The following is a 19021-nucleotide window of genomic DNA, read 5'->3' as shown; positions in this document are numbered from 1 at the left end:
CTCTCGCCGCAGACTTGTCCGGAAATACCCGACACCTGTAGTAATTCGAAATGGCGACGACGAGCGGCACGCAGATCAGGAGACGTTTTCGGCTGGCGACGGTGGTGGTGATCGCCGTCACCGCGGCAAGTCTTGTCGGCGCGGTCTGGCTTGCCTGGACGTGGTCGACGGCCCGCGCCCGCGCCGAACTTGAAGCCACGGCACATGAGAGCCTCGTCCTGCAGGCCGAGGCGCTGACCGGCGTCATGGAGAAATATCGACTTATCCCGGCCCTGCTCGGCCGCCACGTGGAGAGCCGCGCCGCGTTCGACGGCGGATCGCTCCGCCAACAGGCCGACGCCATGCGTGACCTGCTGCCAAGCGTTGCCGCCTCGTCGGGCGCGCGCGACATCGCGATCGCCGACATGTCCGGCCGGGTTCTGGTCTCGGCCCGCGGTCTCATCGAGACCGATGCCATCGTCGCATCCAGATTGCCCGAAACGGTCTCGCAGCGCCGCCTCGGCCGCGCCGCCCTGATGCTTCCCGACGGAACGCGCGCCTATGCGTTCGCCTCCTTCATCTCCGGCGCGACCACCGACGCCAATATCGGCATGATCATCGTACTAGTCCCCTTCTGGGCGATCGAAGCCAACTGGTCGCTGTCGAGCCATCCAATCTTCGTCACCGACGCGCAGCAGTTCGTATTCCTCTCCAACCAGCCCGATTGGGTGGGGAGGGCTTGGGTGGTGTCGTCGGCGGCGAATGGTGTCGAACCTCTTTCGTTTCCGGCGCGCGAGCTCATTCGCGTGCCCGAGCGCGGCAACACGCTGTTCGTGGAGGCGGCGCGAACGCTTCCGAATCTGGGATGGACGATCCACACCCTGATCGACGCCAGGCCCGTGGCGACCGCGCGGCGCAACGCGACCTGGATCGCCGCCTCGACGGTGCTTCTCGTCGGGCTGATTTCGCTGCTCTTCGTCTGGCGCCGCGAGATGGCGGTGACGCGGACGCGCCGCGAGAAGGCGCAGAGCATCCGGCTGGAACGGCTGGTGCGCGACCGGACCGCCGAACTCTCCGAGGTCAACGCCGCCCTTCGCCAGGAAAACGAGGCGCGCCGCCTGACCGAGACGCAATTGCGCGAGACGCAGGGCGAACTCGTGCATGCGGCCAAGCTCGCCGTGATCGGCCAGATGTCGGCGACGCTGAGCCATGAATACAACCAGCCGCTCGCCGCCATCCGCACCTATGCCGACAACGCCGCCCGGATGCTGGAGCGCGGCAAGACGGACCGCGTGCCGGACGTGCTGGCGCGCATCGCCCAGATGGTCGACCGGATGAGCCAGCTCTCCAAGACGCTGCTCGCCTTCTCGCGCAAGCCCGGAACGCAGCTCGCGCCGGCCGCGATCGACACCGTCGTGTCGGAGGCGCTGCTCCTCGTCGGCCGCAAGGCGAAGAAGGCGGGCGTCGCGATCGCGGTGGACGTCCCGAGCGGCCTGATCGCCCATACCGGCCCGATCCGGCTTTCGCAGGTGATCGTCAACCTCGTCAGCAACGCGGTCGACGCGCTGTCCGGCGAGAACGGCCATGCGCCCGACGGCGCGCGCATCGAGATCGCGGCGTGGGACGACGACGGCCGGATCAAGATCAGGATCGCCGACAACGGGCCGGGCATCGGACCGGAGCTGCGCGAGAAGGTGTTCGACCCGTTCTTCACCACCAAGCCGGTCGGCGCCGGCCTCGGCCTCGGCCTGTCGATCGTTGACAGCGTCGTGCGCGATCTGGAAGGCTCGATCCGCCTGGACGACAAGGACGGGCCGTCGGGCGCCTGCTTCATCATCGACCTTCCGGCCGAGGGCTATCAGGCCCGGGCCGCAGAGTAAGAACGGATATCGTGACCGCAACCGGACCCGACATCATCCTGATCGACGACGATGACGACCTGCGTCACGCCCTGAAGCAGGGCCTGGAACTGGACGATCTCGACGTCGTCGACTTCAAGCGTCCGCCGGACGCGCTGGAGGCGATCGGCCGCGATTTCGCCGGCGCCATCGTCAGCGACATCCGCATGCCGGGCATGGACGGCATGCAGTTCATGGCCAAGGTCCTCGACATCGACGCCGCCATTCCGGTGATCCTGGTGACCGGCCATGGCGACATCCAGCTTGCCGTCGACGCCATGCGGGAGGGCGCCTACGACTTCATCCCCAAACCGTTCAGCGTGCAGGACCTCGGCGCCGTCACGCGACGCGCGCTGGAGAAACGCCGCCTCGTCCTTGAAAACCGCATCCTGCGTTCGGAACTCGATTCCGTCAGCGGGATCGCCGAGCGCATCGTCGGCCGTTCGCCGGCCATCGGCGCGCTGCGCAGCGAGATCGAGCTGGTCGCCGGCACCGGCGCCGACGTCATCGTGATCGGCGAAACCGGCGCCGGCAAGGAGGTCGCGGCCCGGGCGCTGCATGATTTCTCGCCGCGCGCATCGGCCGGCTTCGTCGCGCTCAATTGCGCCGCGCTGCCGCCAGACATCTTCGAGTCCGAACTCTTCGGCCACGAGGCGGGGGCCTTCACCGGCGCGTCGAAGCAGCGCATCGGCAAGCTCGAGCATGCCAATGGCGGCACGGTCTTTCTCGACGAGATCGAATCCATGCCGCTCGACCTGCAGGCCAAGCTCTTGCGCGCGATCGAGGAGCGCGCCATCGAGCGGCTCGGCTCCAACAAGCGCATTCCGCTCGACGTGCGCTTCGTCGCGGCAACCAAGTCCGACCTCTCCGACGAAGCGAAGGCCGGACGGTTCAGGGCCGATCTCTATTACCGCCTGAACGTCGTGACGCTGACCATCCCGCCGCTGCGGGAGCGGCGCGAGGACATTCCGCTGCTGTTCGAATATCTCGCCCGCCAGGCCCGCGCCCGCTACCGGCGCGACATTCCCGAATTCACGCCGCTTCTCGAGCGGCAGCTCGTCGATCACCACTGGCCCGGCAATGTGCGCGAATTGCGCAACATCGCCGACCGCTGGGTGCTCGGCCTGTGGAACGGGTTCGACAGCGGCACGTCGCGCTCCGGCGAGGACTTCGCGGGGCCGTTGTCCGATCGCCTGGCCGCTTTCGAGAGAGCCGTCATCGAGGCGGAAATCCGCAAGGCCGGCGGGCGGCTGAAGGACGTCTACACGTCGCTCGGCATCTCGCGCAAAGGCCTCTACGACAAGATGCAGAAACACGGCATCGTCGTGGACGGCGACGACGGGTAGGAATCGTAACATCGACCTGCCGCAATGGGTACGTTTCTACCCATCGCGCCCCGCTTGAGACGCAAAAAGCCCCGGAATTCCTGACATTCGCAATGTGGCACGCGGCGTGCAACCGTTGCGAGCGAAAGGTATCGACGCCTTTTGAGGGAGGAGCGCGGCCCCGCCGCATCGAGCCGGTTCGCGGCCGCGATCTCCCTGTGTCGTGAGAAACGGGGAATAAGCCCCAAAGTGGAGGTACACTCATGAAGAAGCTTCTCGGCGCCGTTTCGGCGCTCGCCATTTCGCTGACCGCATCCCAGGCGCTCGCCAATTGCGACGACGGCGAAATGGTCATCAAGTTCAGCCACGTCGTGGCGGCCACCGGCCACCCGAAGGGCGACGCCGCGACGATGCTGGCGGAACGCGTCAACGACGAGATGAACGGCACCGCCTGCATGGAGGTCTTCGCGAACTCCACGCTCTATGACGACGACAAGGTGATGGAAGCCCTGCTGCTCGGCGACGTCCAGCTCGCCGCGCCGTCGCTGTCGAAGTTCGAGGCCTACACCAAGAAATACCGCCTCTTCGACCTGCCGTTCCTGTTCTCGTCGCTCGACGCGGTCGCGGCCTTCGCCGATTCCGACGCCGGCAAGGGCCTGCTCAAGGTCACCGAGCCGAACGGCTACACCGGCCTCGGCTACTGGTCGTCCGGCCTCAAGCAGTTCTCGGCCAACAAGCCGCTGCTCGTTCCCGCCGACGCCAACGGCCTGAAGTTCCGCATCCAGACCTCCGACGTCGCCGAGGCGATGATCGAGGCGATGGGCGGTTCGGCCCAGAAGCTGGCCTTCAAGGAAGTCTACGGCGCGCTGCAGACCGGCGTCGTCGACGGTCAGGAAAACTCCTGGTCCAACATCTACACCCAGAAGTTCTTCGAGGTGCAGGACGGCATCACCGAGACCAACCACCAGCTTCTGGCTTACCTGCTCGTCACCTCGACCGACTGGCTTGCCGGTCTCGATGACGGCGTGCGCGACCAGTTCCTGTCGATCGTCGAAGACGTGACCCGGACCGCCAACGCCCAGGTCGCCGAGAAGGAAGCCGCCAACCGTCAGAACATCATCGACGCCGGCGCGACCGTGCGCGAGCTGACGGCCGAGCAGCGCGCCGAGTGGGTTGCCGTCATGAAGCCCGTCTGGGAGCAGTTCGAAGGCGACATCGGCACCGACCTGATCGACGCGGCCGTAGCGTCCAACGGTTCCTGATCACGACTTTGCGGGCCGGCGGACCATGTTCGCCGGCCCCACGCTAACGGCGGGCCGTCACCGCCGCGGGGGTTAAGGGGGAGATATCATGGAAGTTTTCTGGCCCGCAGTTCTGCTTGTGGCGCTCGTTGTCATCTTGTTTCTCGCGGAGCGCTGGAACAGCGCCCTGATCAACGCGCTCGAAGAGAACTTCATCGCGATCCTTCTGGCCGCGATCACCTTCGTGTCGTTCACCCAGGTGATCGCGCGTTACGGCTTCAACACGGGGTGGGGCGGCGCGCTCGAACTGACCCGCATCCTGTTCGCGTGGCTGATCCTGTTCGGCATGTCCTACGGCGTGAAGCACGGCATGCATCTGGGCGTCGACGCGCTCATCCGCACCTTTCCGAAGCCGCTCTTTCACGCCGCCGCCCTGTTCGGCGCGATCTGCTGCTTCCTCTACGCGATGATCCTGCTGCACGCAGGCTGGCTCGCCTTCTTCGGCGGCAAGGACATCACCAGCTACCGGCAGTCCGGCGCGCTCGGCTACTGGACGCTGATGTATGGCGCGGGGATCGGCCTCGACGATCTGCGCTACCCGGTCTGGATGCAGGACACGTTCGGCCTGCAGGAGCGCGTGCAGCGCTGGGTGGCGTATCTGATGCTGCCGATCGGTCTCGCGCTGCTGGCCTTCCGCAGCCTGCAGGCGGTTATCGCGATCGCCCGCGGCGAGCGCGAACTGATCATCGCCGGTCACGAGGCCGAAGAGCTCGTCGCCGAAAACAAAGACATCTTGCGGGACTGAGGCCATGGAAACCGTCATTCTGTTCGTTCTCGTCCTCGCGCTCCTGTTCCTCGGCGTTCCCGTCGCGGTGTCGCTCGGATTGTCGTCGATCATCACGATCGCGTTCTTCTCCAACGATTCCATGTCGTCGGTGGCGCAGCAGCTGTTCACCGCCTCGCAGAACTACACGCTGCTGGCCATTCCCTTCTTCGTGCTCGCCTCGGCCTTCATGTCGACGGGCGGCGTGGCGAAGCGCATCATCCGCTTTTCCATCGCCACGGTCGGCCATTTCCGCGGCGGCCTCGCCATGGCCTCGGTGCTGGCCTGCATGATGTTCGCGGCGCTCTCCGGCTCCTCGCCGGCCACCGTCGTTGCGATCGGCACCATCGCCATCGCCGGCATGCGCCAGGTCGGCTACACCAAGGAATTCGCGGCCGGCGTGATCGCCAATGCCGGCACGCTCGGCATCCTGATCCCGCCCTCCATCGTCATGGTGGTCTATGCGGCGGCGACGAACGTGTCCGTCGGGCGGATGTTCCTGGCCGGCGTGATCCCCGGCGCGGTCGCGGGCCTGATGCTGATGGCGGCCATCTATGTCATCGCGCGCCGGCGCAACCTGCCGGCCGAAGAGTGGAAGGGCGTCGGCGAACTGCTGAACGGCGGCAAGGAAGCCGGCTGGGGCCTCTTCCTCATCGTCATCATCATCGGCGGCATCTATGGCGGCGTCTTCACGCCGACGGAGGCCGCCGCCGTGGCCGCCGTCTACGCCTTCTTCATCGCCGTCTTCGTCTATCGCGACATGGGCCCGATGGCCGGCCGCCGCTGGCTGCGCGAGGAAGACGCGCGCGGCACGCCGGCCCATATCGGCTTTTCCGCGACGGTCTATGCGCTGGCCTTCTTCTTCGTGTGGATGGTGCTGTCCTTCTTCGTCACGGCGGACTGGGAGAACGTCACCGCGTCGGGACGTGCCTGGGTCGGCCTGGCGCTGTCGGTCGCCGTCATGATCGCCTATGCGATCTGGCGCGATCCGGCCTCCAATCCGGCGAACCTGCCGCGCTTCCTGGCGGCCGGGCTGCCGGTCTGGGGCCGCAACATCGCGATGATCGGCCGCAATTTCCTGCCGGCCTTCGTGCATGCCGACACGCGCAAGGTGATGGTCGATTCCTCCAAGACGATCATCATGCTGATGTTCATCATCGTGAACGCGCTCCTGTTCGCGCATGTGCTGACGGCGGAACGCATTCCGCAGGCGATCACCGCGCTGATGGTCGATGCGGGCTTCACCTGGTTCACCTTCCTGATCGCGGTCAACATCCTGCTTCTCCTGGGCGGCCAGTTCATGGAGCCGTCGGGCCTGTTGCTGATCGTCGCGCCGGTCGTCTTCCCGATCGCCATGGAGCTGGGCGTCGATCCGATCCATCTCGGCATCATCATGGTCGTCAACATGGAGATCGGCATGATCACGCCGCCGATCGGGCTGAACCTGTTCGTCACGTCCGGCATTACGGGGATGAGCCTGGTGCAGGTCGTGCGGGCCGCGGCGCCCTTCGTGGCCGTGCTGCTCGTCTTCCTGGTGCTGGTCACCTATGTGCCGGTGCTGTCGACCGCCCTGCCCTATGCGCTGATGGGACCGGAGATCGTGACGCGATAGCCAGCGCTCACGTCACCGAATCGCAAACCTCTGGGGCCGGAATTTTCCGGCCCTTTTGGTTTGGTGCGAAAGGCGACGGACGGTCGCCCTGCCGAAAACGTGAAGATCAGTCGCGAGATCCGCGACTCGACAGGTCGGCGGTGCTGCCGCGCAGGGCACGGACCCGGCAGAACGCGCGGAGCGGGCGACGCGGATAGGGCGCACGCTATTTGGGGTTTGAAAGGCCCTCATAGACGAGGTCGCGAAGGCGGATCGCCAGCGGGCTCATGACCTGGTTGCGCAGCGTGATCAGGTGATAGGGATTGATGATGATCGGCTCGTCGAGTTCGAGCGCCACGAGCCGGTCCCGCCCGTCCTCCGAGGCGACCAGCCCCGCGACCTCGCGCGACGCCGGGGCGATGGCGTCGGTCGAGGCGAGATAGGCGATCATCACAAGCAGGGACGTCGTGTTGACGGTTTCGCTCGGCAGCTGGATGCCTTGGGACAGGAACGCCTCTTCGACGGCCTGGCGCATCGGCGTGTGGGGCGCCTGGATGACCCATTCGAAGCCGACGAGATCCTCCGGCTCGAGCGGCGTGCGCCCGACCAGCGGATGTTCGCGGCGCACCAGGAACCGCACGACCTCGACGCGTCCGCGGCGCACGGCGAACTGGCGCGCATCCATGCCCGGCGGAATGCGCGACAGCACGAAGTCATAGTCGCCGCGCAACAGGCCGGCGATCAGCACGTCGCTGGGCGCGACATCGACATGGATGTCGGCGCCGACCGCGGTTTCCTTCAGCTTGCGGACGGCCGGAACGACGAAGCCGACCGCGCCGCCGGTGACCGAACCGACGCGCACCGAACCGGCGCGGCCGGAAATCGCCGACTCGGTCTCCTGAACCGTCTGTTCCAGGCAGCGCAGCAGGCTGTTTGCGTTGCGCGCCAGTGTCTCGCCGATCGGCGTCGGCGTCATGCCCTTGGGATGGCGGGCGAACAGCGGAACGCCGATCTCGCGCTCCACATTGGAGAGAATGCGCGAGGCGGCGGGCTGGGTCATCGACATGCGCTCGGCCGCAAGCGCGAGCTGGCCGGTTTCCGCGATCGCCTGGATCAGGCGGAAATCCTTCAACTGCAACCGGTTGGCCAGATTGATCATGATCTGCATATCAAAAATGGCATGCAGATTGTCAATCTAATTAATTGAAGTGCAACACGGGAAGCCCCTACCGTTCGCGTCGGCCTGCAAAGGCTCATCAAGTGTCGCCGTTTGGAGGAACCGGCGGCGACTGTTTGAAATCTCTGGGAGGACCTCATGAGGAAACTGATTTCCCTGGCGACCGCGCTTGCCTTTGGCGTTGGTATCGCGGCCATGCCGGCTGCTGCACAGGACAAGGGCACTGTCGGCATCGCGATGCCGACGAAATCGTCGGCGCGCTGGATCTCCGACGGCAATTCCATGGTGGAGCAGTTCGAGGCGTCGGGTTACACGACCGACCTGCAATATGCCGAAGACGACATCCCCAACCAGCTGGCGCAGATCGAGAACATGATCACCAAGGGCGTCGACGTCCTCGTGATCGCCGCCATCGACGGCACCACGCTGTCCAACGCGCTGGAAAACGCCGCCGCGTCCGGCATCAAGATCATCGCCTATGACCGGCTGATCCGCGACAGCGGCGACGTCGACTATTACGCGACCTTCGACAACTTCAAGGTCGGCGTTCAGCAGGCGACCTCGCTGGTCGACGGCCTGAAGGCGCGTTTCGGCGACGGCCCCTACAATGTCGAGCTCTTCGGCGGCTCGCCGGACGACAACAACGCCTACTTCTTCTACAACGGCGCGATGAGCGTGCTGCAGCCGCTGATCGACGCGGGCACGGTCAATATCGTGTCCGGCCAGATGGGCATGGACACGGTCGGCACGCTGCGCTGGGACGGCGCGGTCGCGCAGGCGCGCATGGATAACCTCCTGTCGGCTCACTACACCGACAAGCAGGTCCACGGCGTGCTTTCGCCCTATGACGGCCTGTCCATCGGCATCCTCTCCTCGCTGAAGGGCGTGGGCTACGGGTCCGGCGACCTGAAGATGCCGATCGTCACCGGCCAGGACGCCGAGGTGCCCTCCGTCAAGTCGATCCTTGCCGGCGAGCAGTATTCGACCGTCTTCAAGGACACCCGCGAACTGGCACGCGTCACCGTGGGCATGGTCGACGCCCTGCTGCAGGGCGGCGAGCCCGAGATCAACGACACCTCCACCTACGACAATGGCGTCAAGGTGGTGCCCTCCTACCTGCTGGAGCCGGTGTCCGTCGACGCTTCCAACTGGGAAGATATCCTGATCGGAAGCGGTTACTACACGATGGACCAGATCAAGTAGGAACCTCGCCGAAAACAGGCTCTTCCCGCCGCTGGCGGCGGGGGGAGCCAACCCCGTGCGAGACAAGGCCCGTGCCGACATGACCACCCTTCTTGAAATGCGCGAGATCACCAAGGAGTTTCCCGGCGTCCGGGCGCTCGACCGGGTCAGCATCAGCGTCCGCCAGGGTGAAATCCACGCCGTCTGCGGCGAGAACGGCGCCGGCAAGTCGACCCTCATGAAGGTCCTGTCGGGCGTCTATCCCGCCGGCAGCTATGACGGCGAAATCGTCTTCGAAGGCAAGCCGATCGCATTCCGCGACATCCGCGACAGCGAGGCTTGCGGCATCATCATCATTCACCAGGAACTGGCGCTCGTGCCCCAGCTCTCCATCGCCGAGAACATCTTTCTCGGCAACGAGCGCGCCAATCGCGGCGTGATCGACTGGCACGAGACCAACAGGCGCACCGAGGCGCTCCTCGCCAAGGTCGGGCTGAAGGAACCACCGACCACCAAGGTCGACAGCATCGGCGTCGGCAAGCAGCAGCTGGTGGAAATCGCCAAGGCGCTGTCGAAGGAGGTCAAGCTCCTGATCCTCGACGAACCGACCGCCGCGCTGCAGGAAAACGACAGCCGCAAGCTGCTCGACCTGATGCTAGAGCTGAAGGCGCAGGGCGTCACCTGCATCATCATCTCGCACAAGCTCGGCGAAGTCCGCTACGTGGCCGACACCGTCACCGTGATCCGCGACGGAACCACCGTCTCGACGCTCGACGCGTCGCAGGGGCTGAGCGAGGACCGGATCGTGCGCGACATGGTGGGCCGCGACATGACCCACCGCTTCCCCGACCATGACCGCAAGCCCGGCGAAACGCTGCTTGAGGTCGAGGACTGGAGCGTCTGGCACCCCGAACATGCCGAGCGCCGGGTGATCAAGGACGCGTCCTTCACCGTGCGGCGCGGCGAGGTGGTCGGCATCGCGGGCCTGATGGGCTCGGGCCGCACCGAACTCGCCATGTCGCTCTTCGGCCGCAGCTACGGGCGCAACATTTCAGGCCAGGTGCGCATGGACGGAAAGCCTGTCGATGTCAGCACCGTCGACCGCGCCATCGGTGCCGGGATTTCCTACGTCACCGAGGACCGCAAGTCGCTCGGGCTCGTCCTGGACGAGACGATCCGCTTCAACACCACATTGGCCAATCTCGACGAGGTGTCCTCGGGCGGCGTCCTCAACCGCAACGAGGAGACGCGCGTCGCCGAGAAATTCCGCGACACGCTCGCCATCCGCACGCCGTCCGTCTTCCAGAAGGTCGTCAATCTTTCGGGCGGCAACCAGCAGAAGGTGGTGCTGGCGAAGTGGCTGAACACCATGCCGGAAGTGCTGATCCTCGACGAACCGACACGGGGCATCGACGTCGGCGCGAAATACGAAATCTACACGATCATCAACGAGCTCGCCGACCAGGGCAAAGCCGTCCTCATGATCTCGTCGGAGATGCCGGAACTCATCGGCATGTGCGACCGGATCTACGTGATGAACGAGGGCGCGCTCGTGGGCGAACTCACCGCCGCGGAAGCGAGCCAGGAGCGGATCATGTCGCTCATAGTGAATAAATAGGGAGGCAGACATGGCAACGGTGCACAGCGAGGACATCGCCGAACCCGCCCCGCAATCGGGCAAGGGCATTCGCGAATACCTCACCTCCCATTTGCGCGAATACGGGCTGCTGTTCGCGCTGATCGCGATCATGGTGTTCTTCCAGCTGGTGACCGACGGCACGCTGTTGCGCGCGGTCAACGTCACCAACCTCTTGCTGCAGAACAGCTACATCATCATCATGGCGCTGGGCATGCTCGTCGTCATCGTCTCCGGCAATATCGACCTGTCGGTCGGCTCGGTGATGGGCTTCATCGGCGCTTTGGCGGCGGTGATGATCGTCAATTTCGACCAGTCGATGATCGTGACAGTGATCGTCTGCCTGATCGCAGGCGCGGCGATCGGCGCGGCGCAGGGCTACTGGATCGCCTACTGGAAAATCCCGTCCTTCATCGTGACGCTGGCCGGCATGCTGGTCTTCCGCGGCCTCTCGCTGTGGCTGCTCGAAGGTCAGTCGGTCGGCCCCTTCCCGCGCGAATTTCAGCTCATCGCCAACGGCTTCGTGCCGGACATCTTCCCGTCGGGGATCGGCACGACCCTGGCCGCTATCTTCGACGTCCGGAAGGTGAACGTGCTGGCGCTCGCCACCGGCGTGGTCGCGGCAGGGGCACTGGTCTGGATCGGCCTGCGCCAGCGCGCCCGCAACCGCGCCTACGGGATCGTCGACGAGCCGCGCAGCTTCTTCATCGCCCGCAACGCCATCGTCGCGGCGGCGATCATCTTCATCACCTACAAGCTGTCGACCTTCCGCGGCCTGCCCAACGTGCTGCTCACCATGGGCGTGCTGACGGTCATCTACGCCTTCCTGACGCAGAACACGATCATCGGGCGCCGGGTCTACGCGCTCGGCGGCAATGCCAAGGCGGCCAAGCTCTCCGGCATCAAGACCGAGCGGCTGACTTTCCTCGCCTTCATGAACATGGGGCTGCTGGCGGCGGCCGCCGGTCTCGTCTTCGCCGCGCGCCTCAACACGGCGACGCCGAAGGCAGGCTTCGCGCTGGAGCTCGACGTCATCGCGGCCGTCTTCATCGGCGGCGCCTCGATGTCGGGCGGCGTCGGCACGATCGTCGGCGCTGTGGTGGGCGCGTTCCTGATGGGCGTCCTCAACAACGGCATGTCCATCATGGGCATCGGCATCGACTATCAGCAGATGATCAAGGGCCTGGTGCTGCTCGCTGCCGTGATCTTCGACGTCTACAACAAGCAGAAACAGGGCTGACGGGCCGAAGACCCCGTCATCCCCCGAGGAATTGTCATGAGTTTCAAGCCTGCAAAATGGCCCCGCAGACTGCGTTCGCAGGAATGGTACGGCGGCACCGGGCGCGACGCGATCTACCATCGCGGCTGGATGAAGAACCAGGGCTATCCGCACGACCTTTTCGACGGCCGGCCGATCATCGGCATCCTCAACACCTGGTCCGACCTGACGCCCTGCAACGGCCATCTGCGCGAACTGGCCGAGAAGGTGAAGGCCGGGATCTGGGAAGCCGGCGGCTTTCCCGTCGAGGTGCCGGTCTTCTCGGCATCCGAAAACACCTTCCGCCCGACGGCGATGATGTTCCGCAATCTCGCCGCGCTCGCAATCGAGGAACAGATGCGCGGCCAACCGATCGACGGCGCGGTGCTGCTCGTCGGCTGCGACAAGACCACGCCGAGCCTGTTGATGGCTGCGGCCTCCACCGACCTGCCGTCGATCGTGGTGACCGGCGGACCGATGCTGAACGGCTATTTCCGCGGCGAGCGCGTCGGCTCGGGCACCCATCTCTGGAAGTTCTCCGAAGCGGTGAAGGCCGGCGAGATGACGCCCGACGAGTTCCTAGAGGCGGAAGCCTCGATGTCGCGGTCCTCGGGCACCTGCAACACGATGGGCACCGCCTCCTCCATGGCCTCGATGGCCGAGGCGCTCGGCATGGCGCTTTCGGGCAACGCCGCCATCCCGGCCGTCGACAGCCGGCGCAGGATGATGGCGCAGCTCTCGGGACGGCGCATCGTGCAGATGGTCAAGGACGACCTGAAACCCTCCGACATCCTGTCGAAGGAGGCGTTCGAGAACGCCATCCGCACCAATGGCGCGATCGGCGGCTCGACCAACGCGGTCATCCATCTCCTGGCGATCGCCGGCCGTGTCGGCATCGACCTGACGCTCGACGACTGGGACCGCTGCGGCCGCGACGTGGCCACCATCGTCAATCTGATGCCGTCCGGCGAATATCTGATGGAAGAGTTCTTCTATGCGGGCGGCCTGCCGGTGGTGCTGAAGCGGCTGGGTGACGCCGGGCTCCTGCACAAGGATGCCATCACGGTCTCCGGCGAGAAGATCTGGGACGAGGTCAAGGAGGCCGTCAACCACAACGAGGACGTGATCCTGCCGGTCGACAAGGCGCTGACGCAACAGGGCGGCATCGCGGTGCTGAAGGGCAATCTGGCGCCCAACGGCGCGGTGATCAAACCCTCGGCGGCGTCGGCGCACCTGTTGCAGCATCGCGGCCGCGCAGTCGTCTTCGAGGATATCGACGACTACAAGGCGCGCATCGGCGACGACGCGCTCGACGTCGACGAAACCTGCGTTCTCGTCTTGAAGAATTGCGGCCCGAAGGGCTATCCGGGCATGGCGGAAGTCGGAAACATGGGCCTGCCGCCGAAGGTGCTCAGGACAGGCGTCACCGACATGGTCCGCATCTCCGACGCGCGCATGTCGGGCACCGCCTACGGCACGGTCGTGCTGCACACCTCGCCCGAAGCCGCCACCGGCGGCCCGCTCGCGGTCGTCCGGGACGGCGACATGATCGAGCTCGACGTTCCAGGACGCCGGCTCCACATCGACATTTCCGAGGCGGAGCTGGCGGAACGCCTGCGGCAATGGTCCCCGCCGATCGAGACGCCCGGCTCCGGATATGCCTGGCTCCACCATGCGCATGTGCAGGGCGCCGACACCGGCGCGGACCTCGATTTTCTGAAAGGCTGCCGCGGAGCGCCGGTAGGACGGGACTCGCACTGATGAGCATGAAAATCGCCCTTGTCGGCATCGGAAAGATCGCGCGGGACCAGCACGTTCCGTCGCTCGCCGCGTCATCGGAGTGGGAGCTGGCCGCCACCGTCTCGCGCCATGGCGGCGTCGACGGCGTGGAGGCGTTCGACGATCTTCAGTCGCTGCTCGACGCGCGGCCGGACATCGGCGTGGTGTCGCTCTGCCTGCCGCCCGTGCCGCGCTTCGACTATGCGGCGGCGGCCTTGAAGGCAGGCCGGCATGTGATGCTGGAGAAACCGCCCGGCGCGACGCTTGCCGAATGCCATGCGCTGGAAGCCATGGCGCGCGAGACCGGCGTCTCGATCTACGCCACCTGGCATTCGCGCGAGGCGGCCCAGGTCGGCAAGGCGAAGGCCTGGCTAAGCGACAAGCGCCTGCATTCGCTGGCAGTGACATGGAAGGAGGACGTGCGCCGCTGGCATCCGGGACAGGAATGGATCTGGCAGGCCGGCGGGCTCGGCGTCTTCGATCCCGGCATCAACGCGCTTTCTATCGTCACCGAAATCCTGCCGGACCCCGTCCACCTGACCGCGGCGACGCTGGAATTTCCGGAAAACCGCGACACGCCGATCGCCGCGTCGCTGACCTTCAAGCATCCGCACGGCGCCGACATGTCGGCGATCTTCGACTGGCGCCAGGAGGGCGACCAGACCTGGACGATCGACGTCGAGACCGACGCGGGCTCCCTGACGCTCACCGACGGCGGGGCGCGGCTTTCCATCAACGGCGCCATCCAGGCGGAGACGGACGAGGACGGGTCTCCGCTGCAGGGCGAATATCCGCGCCTCTATGCCCGGATGGCCGCTTTGGTGCGCTCGGGCGAGATCGACATGGACCTCGCCCCCATGACCCATGTCGCCGACGCGTTCCTGCTGGGCCGGCGCGTCACGGTCGAACCGTTCGACGATTGAGCCGGACGTGACCGCACAGACATCCATTCTCGGACCCGACTGGATCGCCGTCGACTGGGGCACCTCGTCGCTGCGCGTCTGGGCGATCGCGGCCGACGGCTCGATCTTGGCGCGGCGCAGCGCCCAGGACGGCATGGGGTCGCTGGCGCGTGACAGCTACGAGGACGCGCTCTTGCGCCTGGTCGGCGAATTCCTGCCGCACGGCTCAGGCGCGCCTATTCCGGTCGTGATCTGCGGCATGGCCGGCGCGAAGACCGGATGGGCCGAAGCCGGCTACAGGCAGGCACCCTGCACGCCGCTCGCCCGCGACGGCATGATCCGCGTCGAAACGCGCGACAAGCGCCTCGACGTGCGCATCCTTTCCGGCATCAGCCAGATGTCGCCGGCCGACGTCATGCGTGGAGAGGAAACCCAGCTTGCCGGCCTGACGTCGCGCATCGGCGCCGAAACGGCGGTCGCCTGCCTGCCCGGAACGCACAGCAAGTGGGTGCGCCTCGGCAAAGGCCGGATCGCCTCCTTCAAGACGTTCATGACCGGCGAACTCTTCGCGGTGATGGCCGAGCATTCCATCCTGCGCCTCTCGGCAGACACGCGGGACGAGGACCGCGACGCCTTTCGAAGCGCGGTGCGCGACATCCAGGACAGACCGCTCGACCTCACCGCGGCACTGTTTTCCATCCGCGCGTCCTCCCTCATCGAAGGGCTTGGCGCGGCGGCCGCGCGGTCGCGTCTGTCAGGCCTGCTGATCGGCGCTGAACTCGCGGCAACGAAGGATCTCTGGCGCGTCAATCCGGTGCATCTCGTCGGATCGGACCGTCTCGCCGACGCCTATGCATCGGCGATCGAAGCGCTGGGCGGCACCTGCTTTCGCGAGCATTCCGAAGAAATCACGCTGGCGGGCCTTGCCGTCGCCCGCAAACTGATCGGCGAGGCCGTGTCATGACGAGAAAGATCGTCGCCATCCTGCGTGGCATCCGGCCGGACGAAGCCGCAGCGGTCGGCGCCGCCCTGGTGGAAGCCGGGATCACCATGATCGAGGTGCCGCTCAATTCCCCGCAGCCGCTCGCCAGCATCGAGATCCTGGCGCGCGATCTCGGCGACGCCGCGCTGATCGGCGCCGGTACGGTGCTGACGCCGCAGCAGGTGGACGACGTGTCCTCCGCCGGCGGCAGGCTGATCGTCTCGCCGAACTGCAACACGGACGTCATCTCACGCACGCTCTCGCTTGGCCTTGTCTCCATGCCGGGCGTCTTCACGCCGACCGAGTGCTTCACCGCCATCGAGGCCGGCGCGCGCGCCATCAAGCTCTTCCCGGCGGAGATCGCCGGGCCCGCCGGGCTGAAGGCGATCAAGGCCGTCCTGCCGAAGGATGTCGGGATCTATGCGGTCGGCGGCATTTCGGCCGGCAATTGCGCCGAATGGGCAAGAGCGGGCGCGGCGGGATTCGGCATCGGCGGAGCGCTCTACAAGCCCGGCGACGACGCCCCCACGGTTGCAGCCCGGGCACGGGACATGGTCGCCGCCCATGACGCGGCATTCGAAGGCATTGCAGGAGGATGACATGAAAGAAGCACTCGCAGGCATTCTGCCGGTCGCGCCGACGCCGTTCCACGAAGACGGCCGGGTCGACGAGGACGGCATGCGCCGGGTCATCGACTGCATGATCGACCAGGGCGTCGATGCAATCTGCATTCTCGCCAACTATTCGGAGCAGTTCCTGCTCTCCGACGCCGAGCGCGCGCTCCTGATGCGCCTCAGCCTCGAACATGCGTCGGGCCGCGTGCCGGTCATCGTTACGATCAGCCATTTCTCGACCGACATCGTCGTCGCCCGCGCCAGGGATGCCGAGGCGATGGGCGCCTCGATGGTGATGATGATGCCGCCCTATCACGGGTCGGGCCTGTTTCCCGCGCCGCAGGGCATCTTCGAGCATTTCCAGGCGGTCAGCGACGCGATCTCCATTCCGATCATGGTGCAGGACGCGCCGCTCTCCGGCGTGACGCTGCCCGTCGATCTGCTGGCGCGGCTGGCGCGCGAACTGGACAATGTCAGCTACTTCAAGATCGAGTGCCCCTTTGCCGCCGACAAGCTCGCGGCGCTGATCGAGGTTGCGGGCGACCACATCGCCGGTCCCTTCGACGGCGAGGAGGCGGTCACGCTGCTGGCCGACCTCGACGCGGGCGCGACCGGAACCATGACGTCCGCGATGTTCCCGGACAAGATCCGGCCGATCGTGACGGACTACCGCGCCGGCGATCTCGACGCTGCGCTGGCGCAGTGGAAGCTCTGCCTTCCGCTGATCAACCACGAGAACCGGCAATGCGGCCTGCGCGCGGCCAAGACCGTCTTCATGGAGGGCGGCGTGATCGGCAGCGACTATGTCCGCCACCCGTTGAAACCGATGTCGCAGCGCACGCGCGATCGCCTGCTGGCGCTTGCCCGCGATCTCGACGTGCTCGCACTGAACTGGGGCAAGTAGCAGGTGACCGCGCCGTGACCATGACGAGGGCGACGACACAGAAGCTTCCCGCCGGATGCTGCGAACTCGGCGAAGGGCCGCATTACGATGCCGGCACCGACACCGCATGGTGGTTCGACATCGTCGGCGGGACGCTGCTGGAGCATCGCTTCGGGTCTGCCGAAACGATCGAGCATCGCCTGCCCCGCATGGCGTCGGTCGTCGCCCGCATCGACGATGAACGCCAATTGCTGGCGATGGAGGACGGGCTTTACCTGCGGACCAGATCGAACGGCGGCCTCGCCCTGCTGTCGCCGCTGGAAGCCGACAATCCGGCCACGCGCTCCAATGACGGGCGCGTCCACCCATCGGGCAATCTGTGGATCGGGACGATGGGCAGGAACGCCGAATGGCAGGCGGGCGCGATCTATCTCTTCGACGGGACCACCGTGACGCCCCTGTTCCGCAAGGTCACCATCCCGAATTCGATCTGCTTTTCGCCGGACGGCCGCACCGCCTATTTCGCCGACACCGCCGTCAACACCGTGTGGCGCGTCGGCGTCGATGTGGAGACCGGGCGCCCCGTCGGAGAGCCGGAGGTCTTCCTCACCGAAAAGGACCTGCCGCTCGGCGGGCATTTCGACGGCTCGGTGACCGACGCCGACGGCAATCTGTGGAACGCGGCCTGGGGAAGCGGGACGGTGTCCGGATACGCGCCGGACGGACGGCCGATCCGCACCTTCGAAATTCACGCCGCCCAGACGAGTTGCCCCGCCTTCGTCGGCCCTAGGCTCGACCGACTGCTCGTCACCACCGCCTGGCAGGGCTACGACGACGCCGCGCGGGCATGCGATCCCGGTGCCGGCTTCACCTACGTCATCGACGGCGACTTCAAGGGCCGGGCCGATCCGGACTTCCGCCTTTCGCCCGAAACCGCACAGACGACATGAAGGACACGACATGCTGACAGGAAAGCATCTGATTGGCGGCGACTGGGTCGCCGGCGACGCCACGTTTTCATCGGAACCGGCCTTTGGCGAGGCGCATGACTTCGCGGTCGGCATGCCGGCCCATGTGGATGCCGCGGTGACTGCCGCCGAGGAGGCCTTCTGGTCCTATGGCTATTCCAGCCGCGAGGAGCGTGCGGCCTTTCTCGAAGCCATCGCCGACGAGATCGAGGCGCGCGGCGATGCGATCACCGCCATCGGCACGTCGGAAACCGGCCTGCCGGAGGCCCGGCTGCAGGGCGAGCGCGGCCGCACCACGGGCCAGTTGCGCCTCTTCGCCAGCCACATCCGCGCCGGCAACTATCTCGACCGGCGCCATGACGAAGCCCTGCCCGACCGTCAGCCGCTGCCGCGCCCGGACCTGCGCATGGTCCAGCGCCCGATCGGGCCTGTTGCCGTCTTCGGCGCGTCGAATTTCCCGCTCGCCTTTTCGACCGCTGGCGGCGACACCGCCGCCGCGCTCGCTGCCGGATGCCCCGTCGTGGTGAAGGGACACTCGGCCCATCCCGGCACCGGCGAGATCGTCGCGCAGGCGATCGACGCGGCGATCAAGGCATGCGGCATCCATCCGGGCGTCTTCTCGCTCGTCCAGGGCGGCACGCGCGAGACCGGCCAGGCGCTTGTCACCCATCCGCTGATCCGCGCCATCGGCTTCACCGGCTCGCTGGCCGGCGGCCGCGCGCTGTTCGACCTCTGCGCCGCGCGTCCCGAGCCGATCCCCTTCTTTGGCGAACTTGGCTCGGT

Annotated in this window: 16 protein-coding genes; 15 read left to right on the top strand and 1 reads right to left on the bottom strand. The window is 66.3% G+C overall.

The genetic code is table 11. From position 1 onward, the window contains the following. Positions 1-50: 50 nt before the first annotated feature. From MRY80_RS25350 to MRY80_RS25330, 5 genes are all read left to right on the top strand, one after another. Positions 51-1859: an ATP-binding protein gene (locus MRY80_RS25350; protein WP_293294394.1), complete on the top strand. Its 1809-nt coding sequence runs from the start codon at positions 51-53 to the stop codon at positions 1857-1859. 11 nt (positions 1860-1870) lie between these two features. Further along, positions 1871-3223 carry a sigma-54 dependent transcriptional regulator gene (locus tag MRY80_RS25345; RefSeq protein ID WP_293294393.1) on the top strand — a complete coding sequence of 451 codons (1353 nt, stop codon included), beginning with the start codon at positions 1871-1873 and terminating at the stop codon, positions 3221-3223. Positions 3224-3465: 242 nt separating this feature from the next. Continuing rightward, positions 3466-4464 (top strand): DctP family TRAP transporter solute-binding subunit, encoded by a 999-nt coding sequence (locus MRY80_RS25340; RefSeq protein WP_293294391.1) that lies wholly within the window; start codon positions 3466-3468, stop codon positions 4462-4464. An 88-nt stretch (positions 4465-4552) separates the two neighbouring features. After that, on the top strand, positions 4553-5248 hold the full coding sequence (locus MRY80_RS25335) for a TRAP transporter small permease (RefSeq protein ID WP_293294389.1): 696 nt from the start codon (positions 4553-4555) through the stop codon (positions 5246-5248). A gap of 4 nt (positions 5249-5252) precedes the next feature. Beyond that, a complete protein-coding gene (locus tag MRY80_RS25330) occupies positions 5253-6878 on the top strand; it encodes a TRAP transporter large permease subunit (RefSeq protein WP_293294388.1) in 1626 nt (541 codons plus the stop codon). 205 nt (positions 6879-7083) lie between these two features. Here the strand turns inward: MRY80_RS25330 and MRY80_RS25325 are convergent, their stop codons facing one another. Beyond that, on the bottom strand, positions 7084-8016 hold the full coding sequence (locus tag MRY80_RS25325; RefSeq protein WP_293294387.1) for a LysR family transcriptional regulator: 933 nt from the start codon (positions 8014-8016) through the stop codon (positions 7084-7086). 156 nt (positions 8017-8172) lie between these two features. Here MRY80_RS25325 and chvE point away from each other — a divergent pair, with 156 nt between their 5' ends. The 10 genes from chvE to MRY80_RS25275 form a co-directional block, all read left to right on the top strand. After that, entirely contained in the window at positions 8173-9237 is a 1065-nt protein-coding gene (chvE, locus tag MRY80_RS25320; RefSeq protein ID WP_293294385.1) for a multiple monosaccharide ABC transporter substrate-binding protein, read from the top strand. Between the two features lie 79 nt (positions 9238-9316). Then, entirely contained in the window at positions 9317-10834 is a 1518-nt protein-coding gene (gene mmsA / locus MRY80_RS25315; protein WP_293294920.1) for a multiple monosaccharide ABC transporter ATP-binding protein, read from the top strand. A 10-nt stretch (positions 10835-10844) separates the two neighbouring features. Next, on the top strand, positions 10845-12092 hold the full coding sequence (gene mmsB, locus MRY80_RS25310; protein ID WP_293294383.1) for a multiple monosaccharide ABC transporter permease: 1248 nt from the start codon (positions 10845-10847) through the stop codon (positions 12090-12092). A 36-nt stretch (positions 12093-12128) separates the two neighbouring features. Beyond that, the gene (araD, locus tag MRY80_RS25305; RefSeq protein ID WP_293294381.1) at positions 12129-13871 is read left to right on the top strand and encodes an L-arabinonate dehydratase; all 1743 of its coding nucleotides are present in this window, start codon (positions 12129-12131) and stop codon (positions 13869-13871) included. After that, positions 13868-14812, top strand: a complete 945-nt coding sequence (locus tag MRY80_RS25300; protein ID WP_293294918.1) for a Gfo/Idh/MocA family oxidoreductase — start codon at positions 13868-13870, stop codon at positions 14810-14812. The genes araD and MRY80_RS25300 overlap by 4 nt, the downstream gene beginning before the upstream one ends. A 7-nt stretch (positions 14813-14819) precedes the next feature. Then, on the top strand, positions 14820-15755 hold the full coding sequence (locus tag MRY80_RS25295) for a 2-dehydro-3-deoxygalactonokinase (protein ID WP_293294379.1): 936 nt from the start codon (positions 14820-14822) through the stop codon (positions 15753-15755). Then, positions 15752-16372, top strand: a complete 621-nt coding sequence (locus MRY80_RS25290; RefSeq protein ID WP_293294377.1) for a 2-dehydro-3-deoxy-6-phosphogalactonate aldolase — start codon at positions 15752-15754, stop codon at positions 16370-16372. Before MRY80_RS25295 ends, MRY80_RS25290 begins: the two co-directional genes overlap by 4 nt. Position 16373: 1 nt before the next feature. Further along, complete coding sequence (locus MRY80_RS25285) at positions 16374-17291, top strand: dihydrodipicolinate synthase family protein (protein ID WP_293294375.1); 918 nt, start codon at positions 16374-16376, stop codon at positions 17289-17291. A gap of 20 nt (positions 17292-17311) precedes the next feature. Continuing rightward, positions 17312-18220, top strand: a complete 909-nt coding sequence (locus tag MRY80_RS25280) for an SMP-30/gluconolactonase/LRE family protein (protein ID WP_293294916.1) — start codon at positions 17312-17314, stop codon at positions 18218-18220. A gap of 10 nt (positions 18221-18230) precedes the next feature. Next, on the top strand, positions 18231-19021 hold a 791-nt coding region (locus MRY80_RS25275), incomplete at its 3' end, for an aldehyde dehydrogenase family protein (RefSeq protein ID WP_293294373.1).

Source organism: Oricola sp., assembly GCF_022763245.1.
In the GTDB taxonomy this organism is placed as follows: Bacteria; Pseudomonadota; Alphaproteobacteria; order Rhizobiales; family Rhizobiaceae; genus Oricola.
This window is presented reverse-complemented; position numbering and strand designations above follow the sequence as displayed.

Excerpts from the sequence above, each read along its gene's own strand:
- MRY80_RS25350 (WP_293294394.1), top strand. The coding sequence starts at position 51 with ATGGCGACGACGAGCGGCACGCAGATCAGGAGACGTTTTCGGCTGGCG.
- MRY80_RS25340 (WP_293294391.1), top strand. The coding sequence starts at position 3,466 with ATGAAGAAGCTTCTCGGCGCCGTTTCGGCGCTCGCCATTTCGCTGACC.
- MRY80_RS25335 (WP_293294389.1), top strand. The coding sequence starts at position 4,553 with ATGGAAGTTTTCTGGCCCGCAGTTCTGCTTGTGGCGCTCGTTGTCATC.
- MRY80_RS25330 (WP_293294388.1), top strand. The coding sequence starts at position 5,253 with ATGGAAACCGTCATTCTGTTCGTTCTCGTCCTCGCGCTCCTGTTCCTC.
- MRY80_RS25325 (WP_293294387.1), bottom strand. The coding sequence starts at position 8,016 with ATGATCAATCTGGCCAACCGGTTGCAGTTGAAGGATTTCCGCCTGATC.
- chvE (WP_293294385.1), top strand. The coding sequence starts at position 8,173 with ATGAGGAAACTGATTTCCCTGGCGACCGCGCTTGCCTTTGGCGTTGGT.
- mmsA (WP_293294920.1), top strand. The coding sequence starts at position 9,317 with ATGACCACCCTTCTTGAAATGCGCGAGATCACCAAGGAGTTTCCCGGC.
- mmsB (WP_293294383.1), top strand. The coding sequence starts at position 10,845 with ATGGCAACGGTGCACAGCGAGGACATCGCCGAACCCGCCCCGCAATCG.
- araD (WP_293294381.1), top strand. The coding sequence starts at position 12,129 with ATGAGTTTCAAGCCTGCAAAATGGCCCCGCAGACTGCGTTCGCAGGAA.
- MRY80_RS25290 (WP_293294377.1), top strand. The coding sequence starts at position 15,752 with ATGACGAGAAAGATCGTCGCCATCCTGCGTGGCATCCGGCCGGACGAA.
- MRY80_RS25285 (WP_293294375.1), top strand. The coding sequence starts at position 16,374 with ATGAAAGAAGCACTCGCAGGCATTCTGCCGGTCGCGCCGACGCCGTTC.
- MRY80_RS25280 (WP_293294916.1), top strand. The coding sequence starts at position 17,312 with ATGACGAGGGCGACGACACAGAAGCTTCCCGCCGGATGCTGCGAACTC.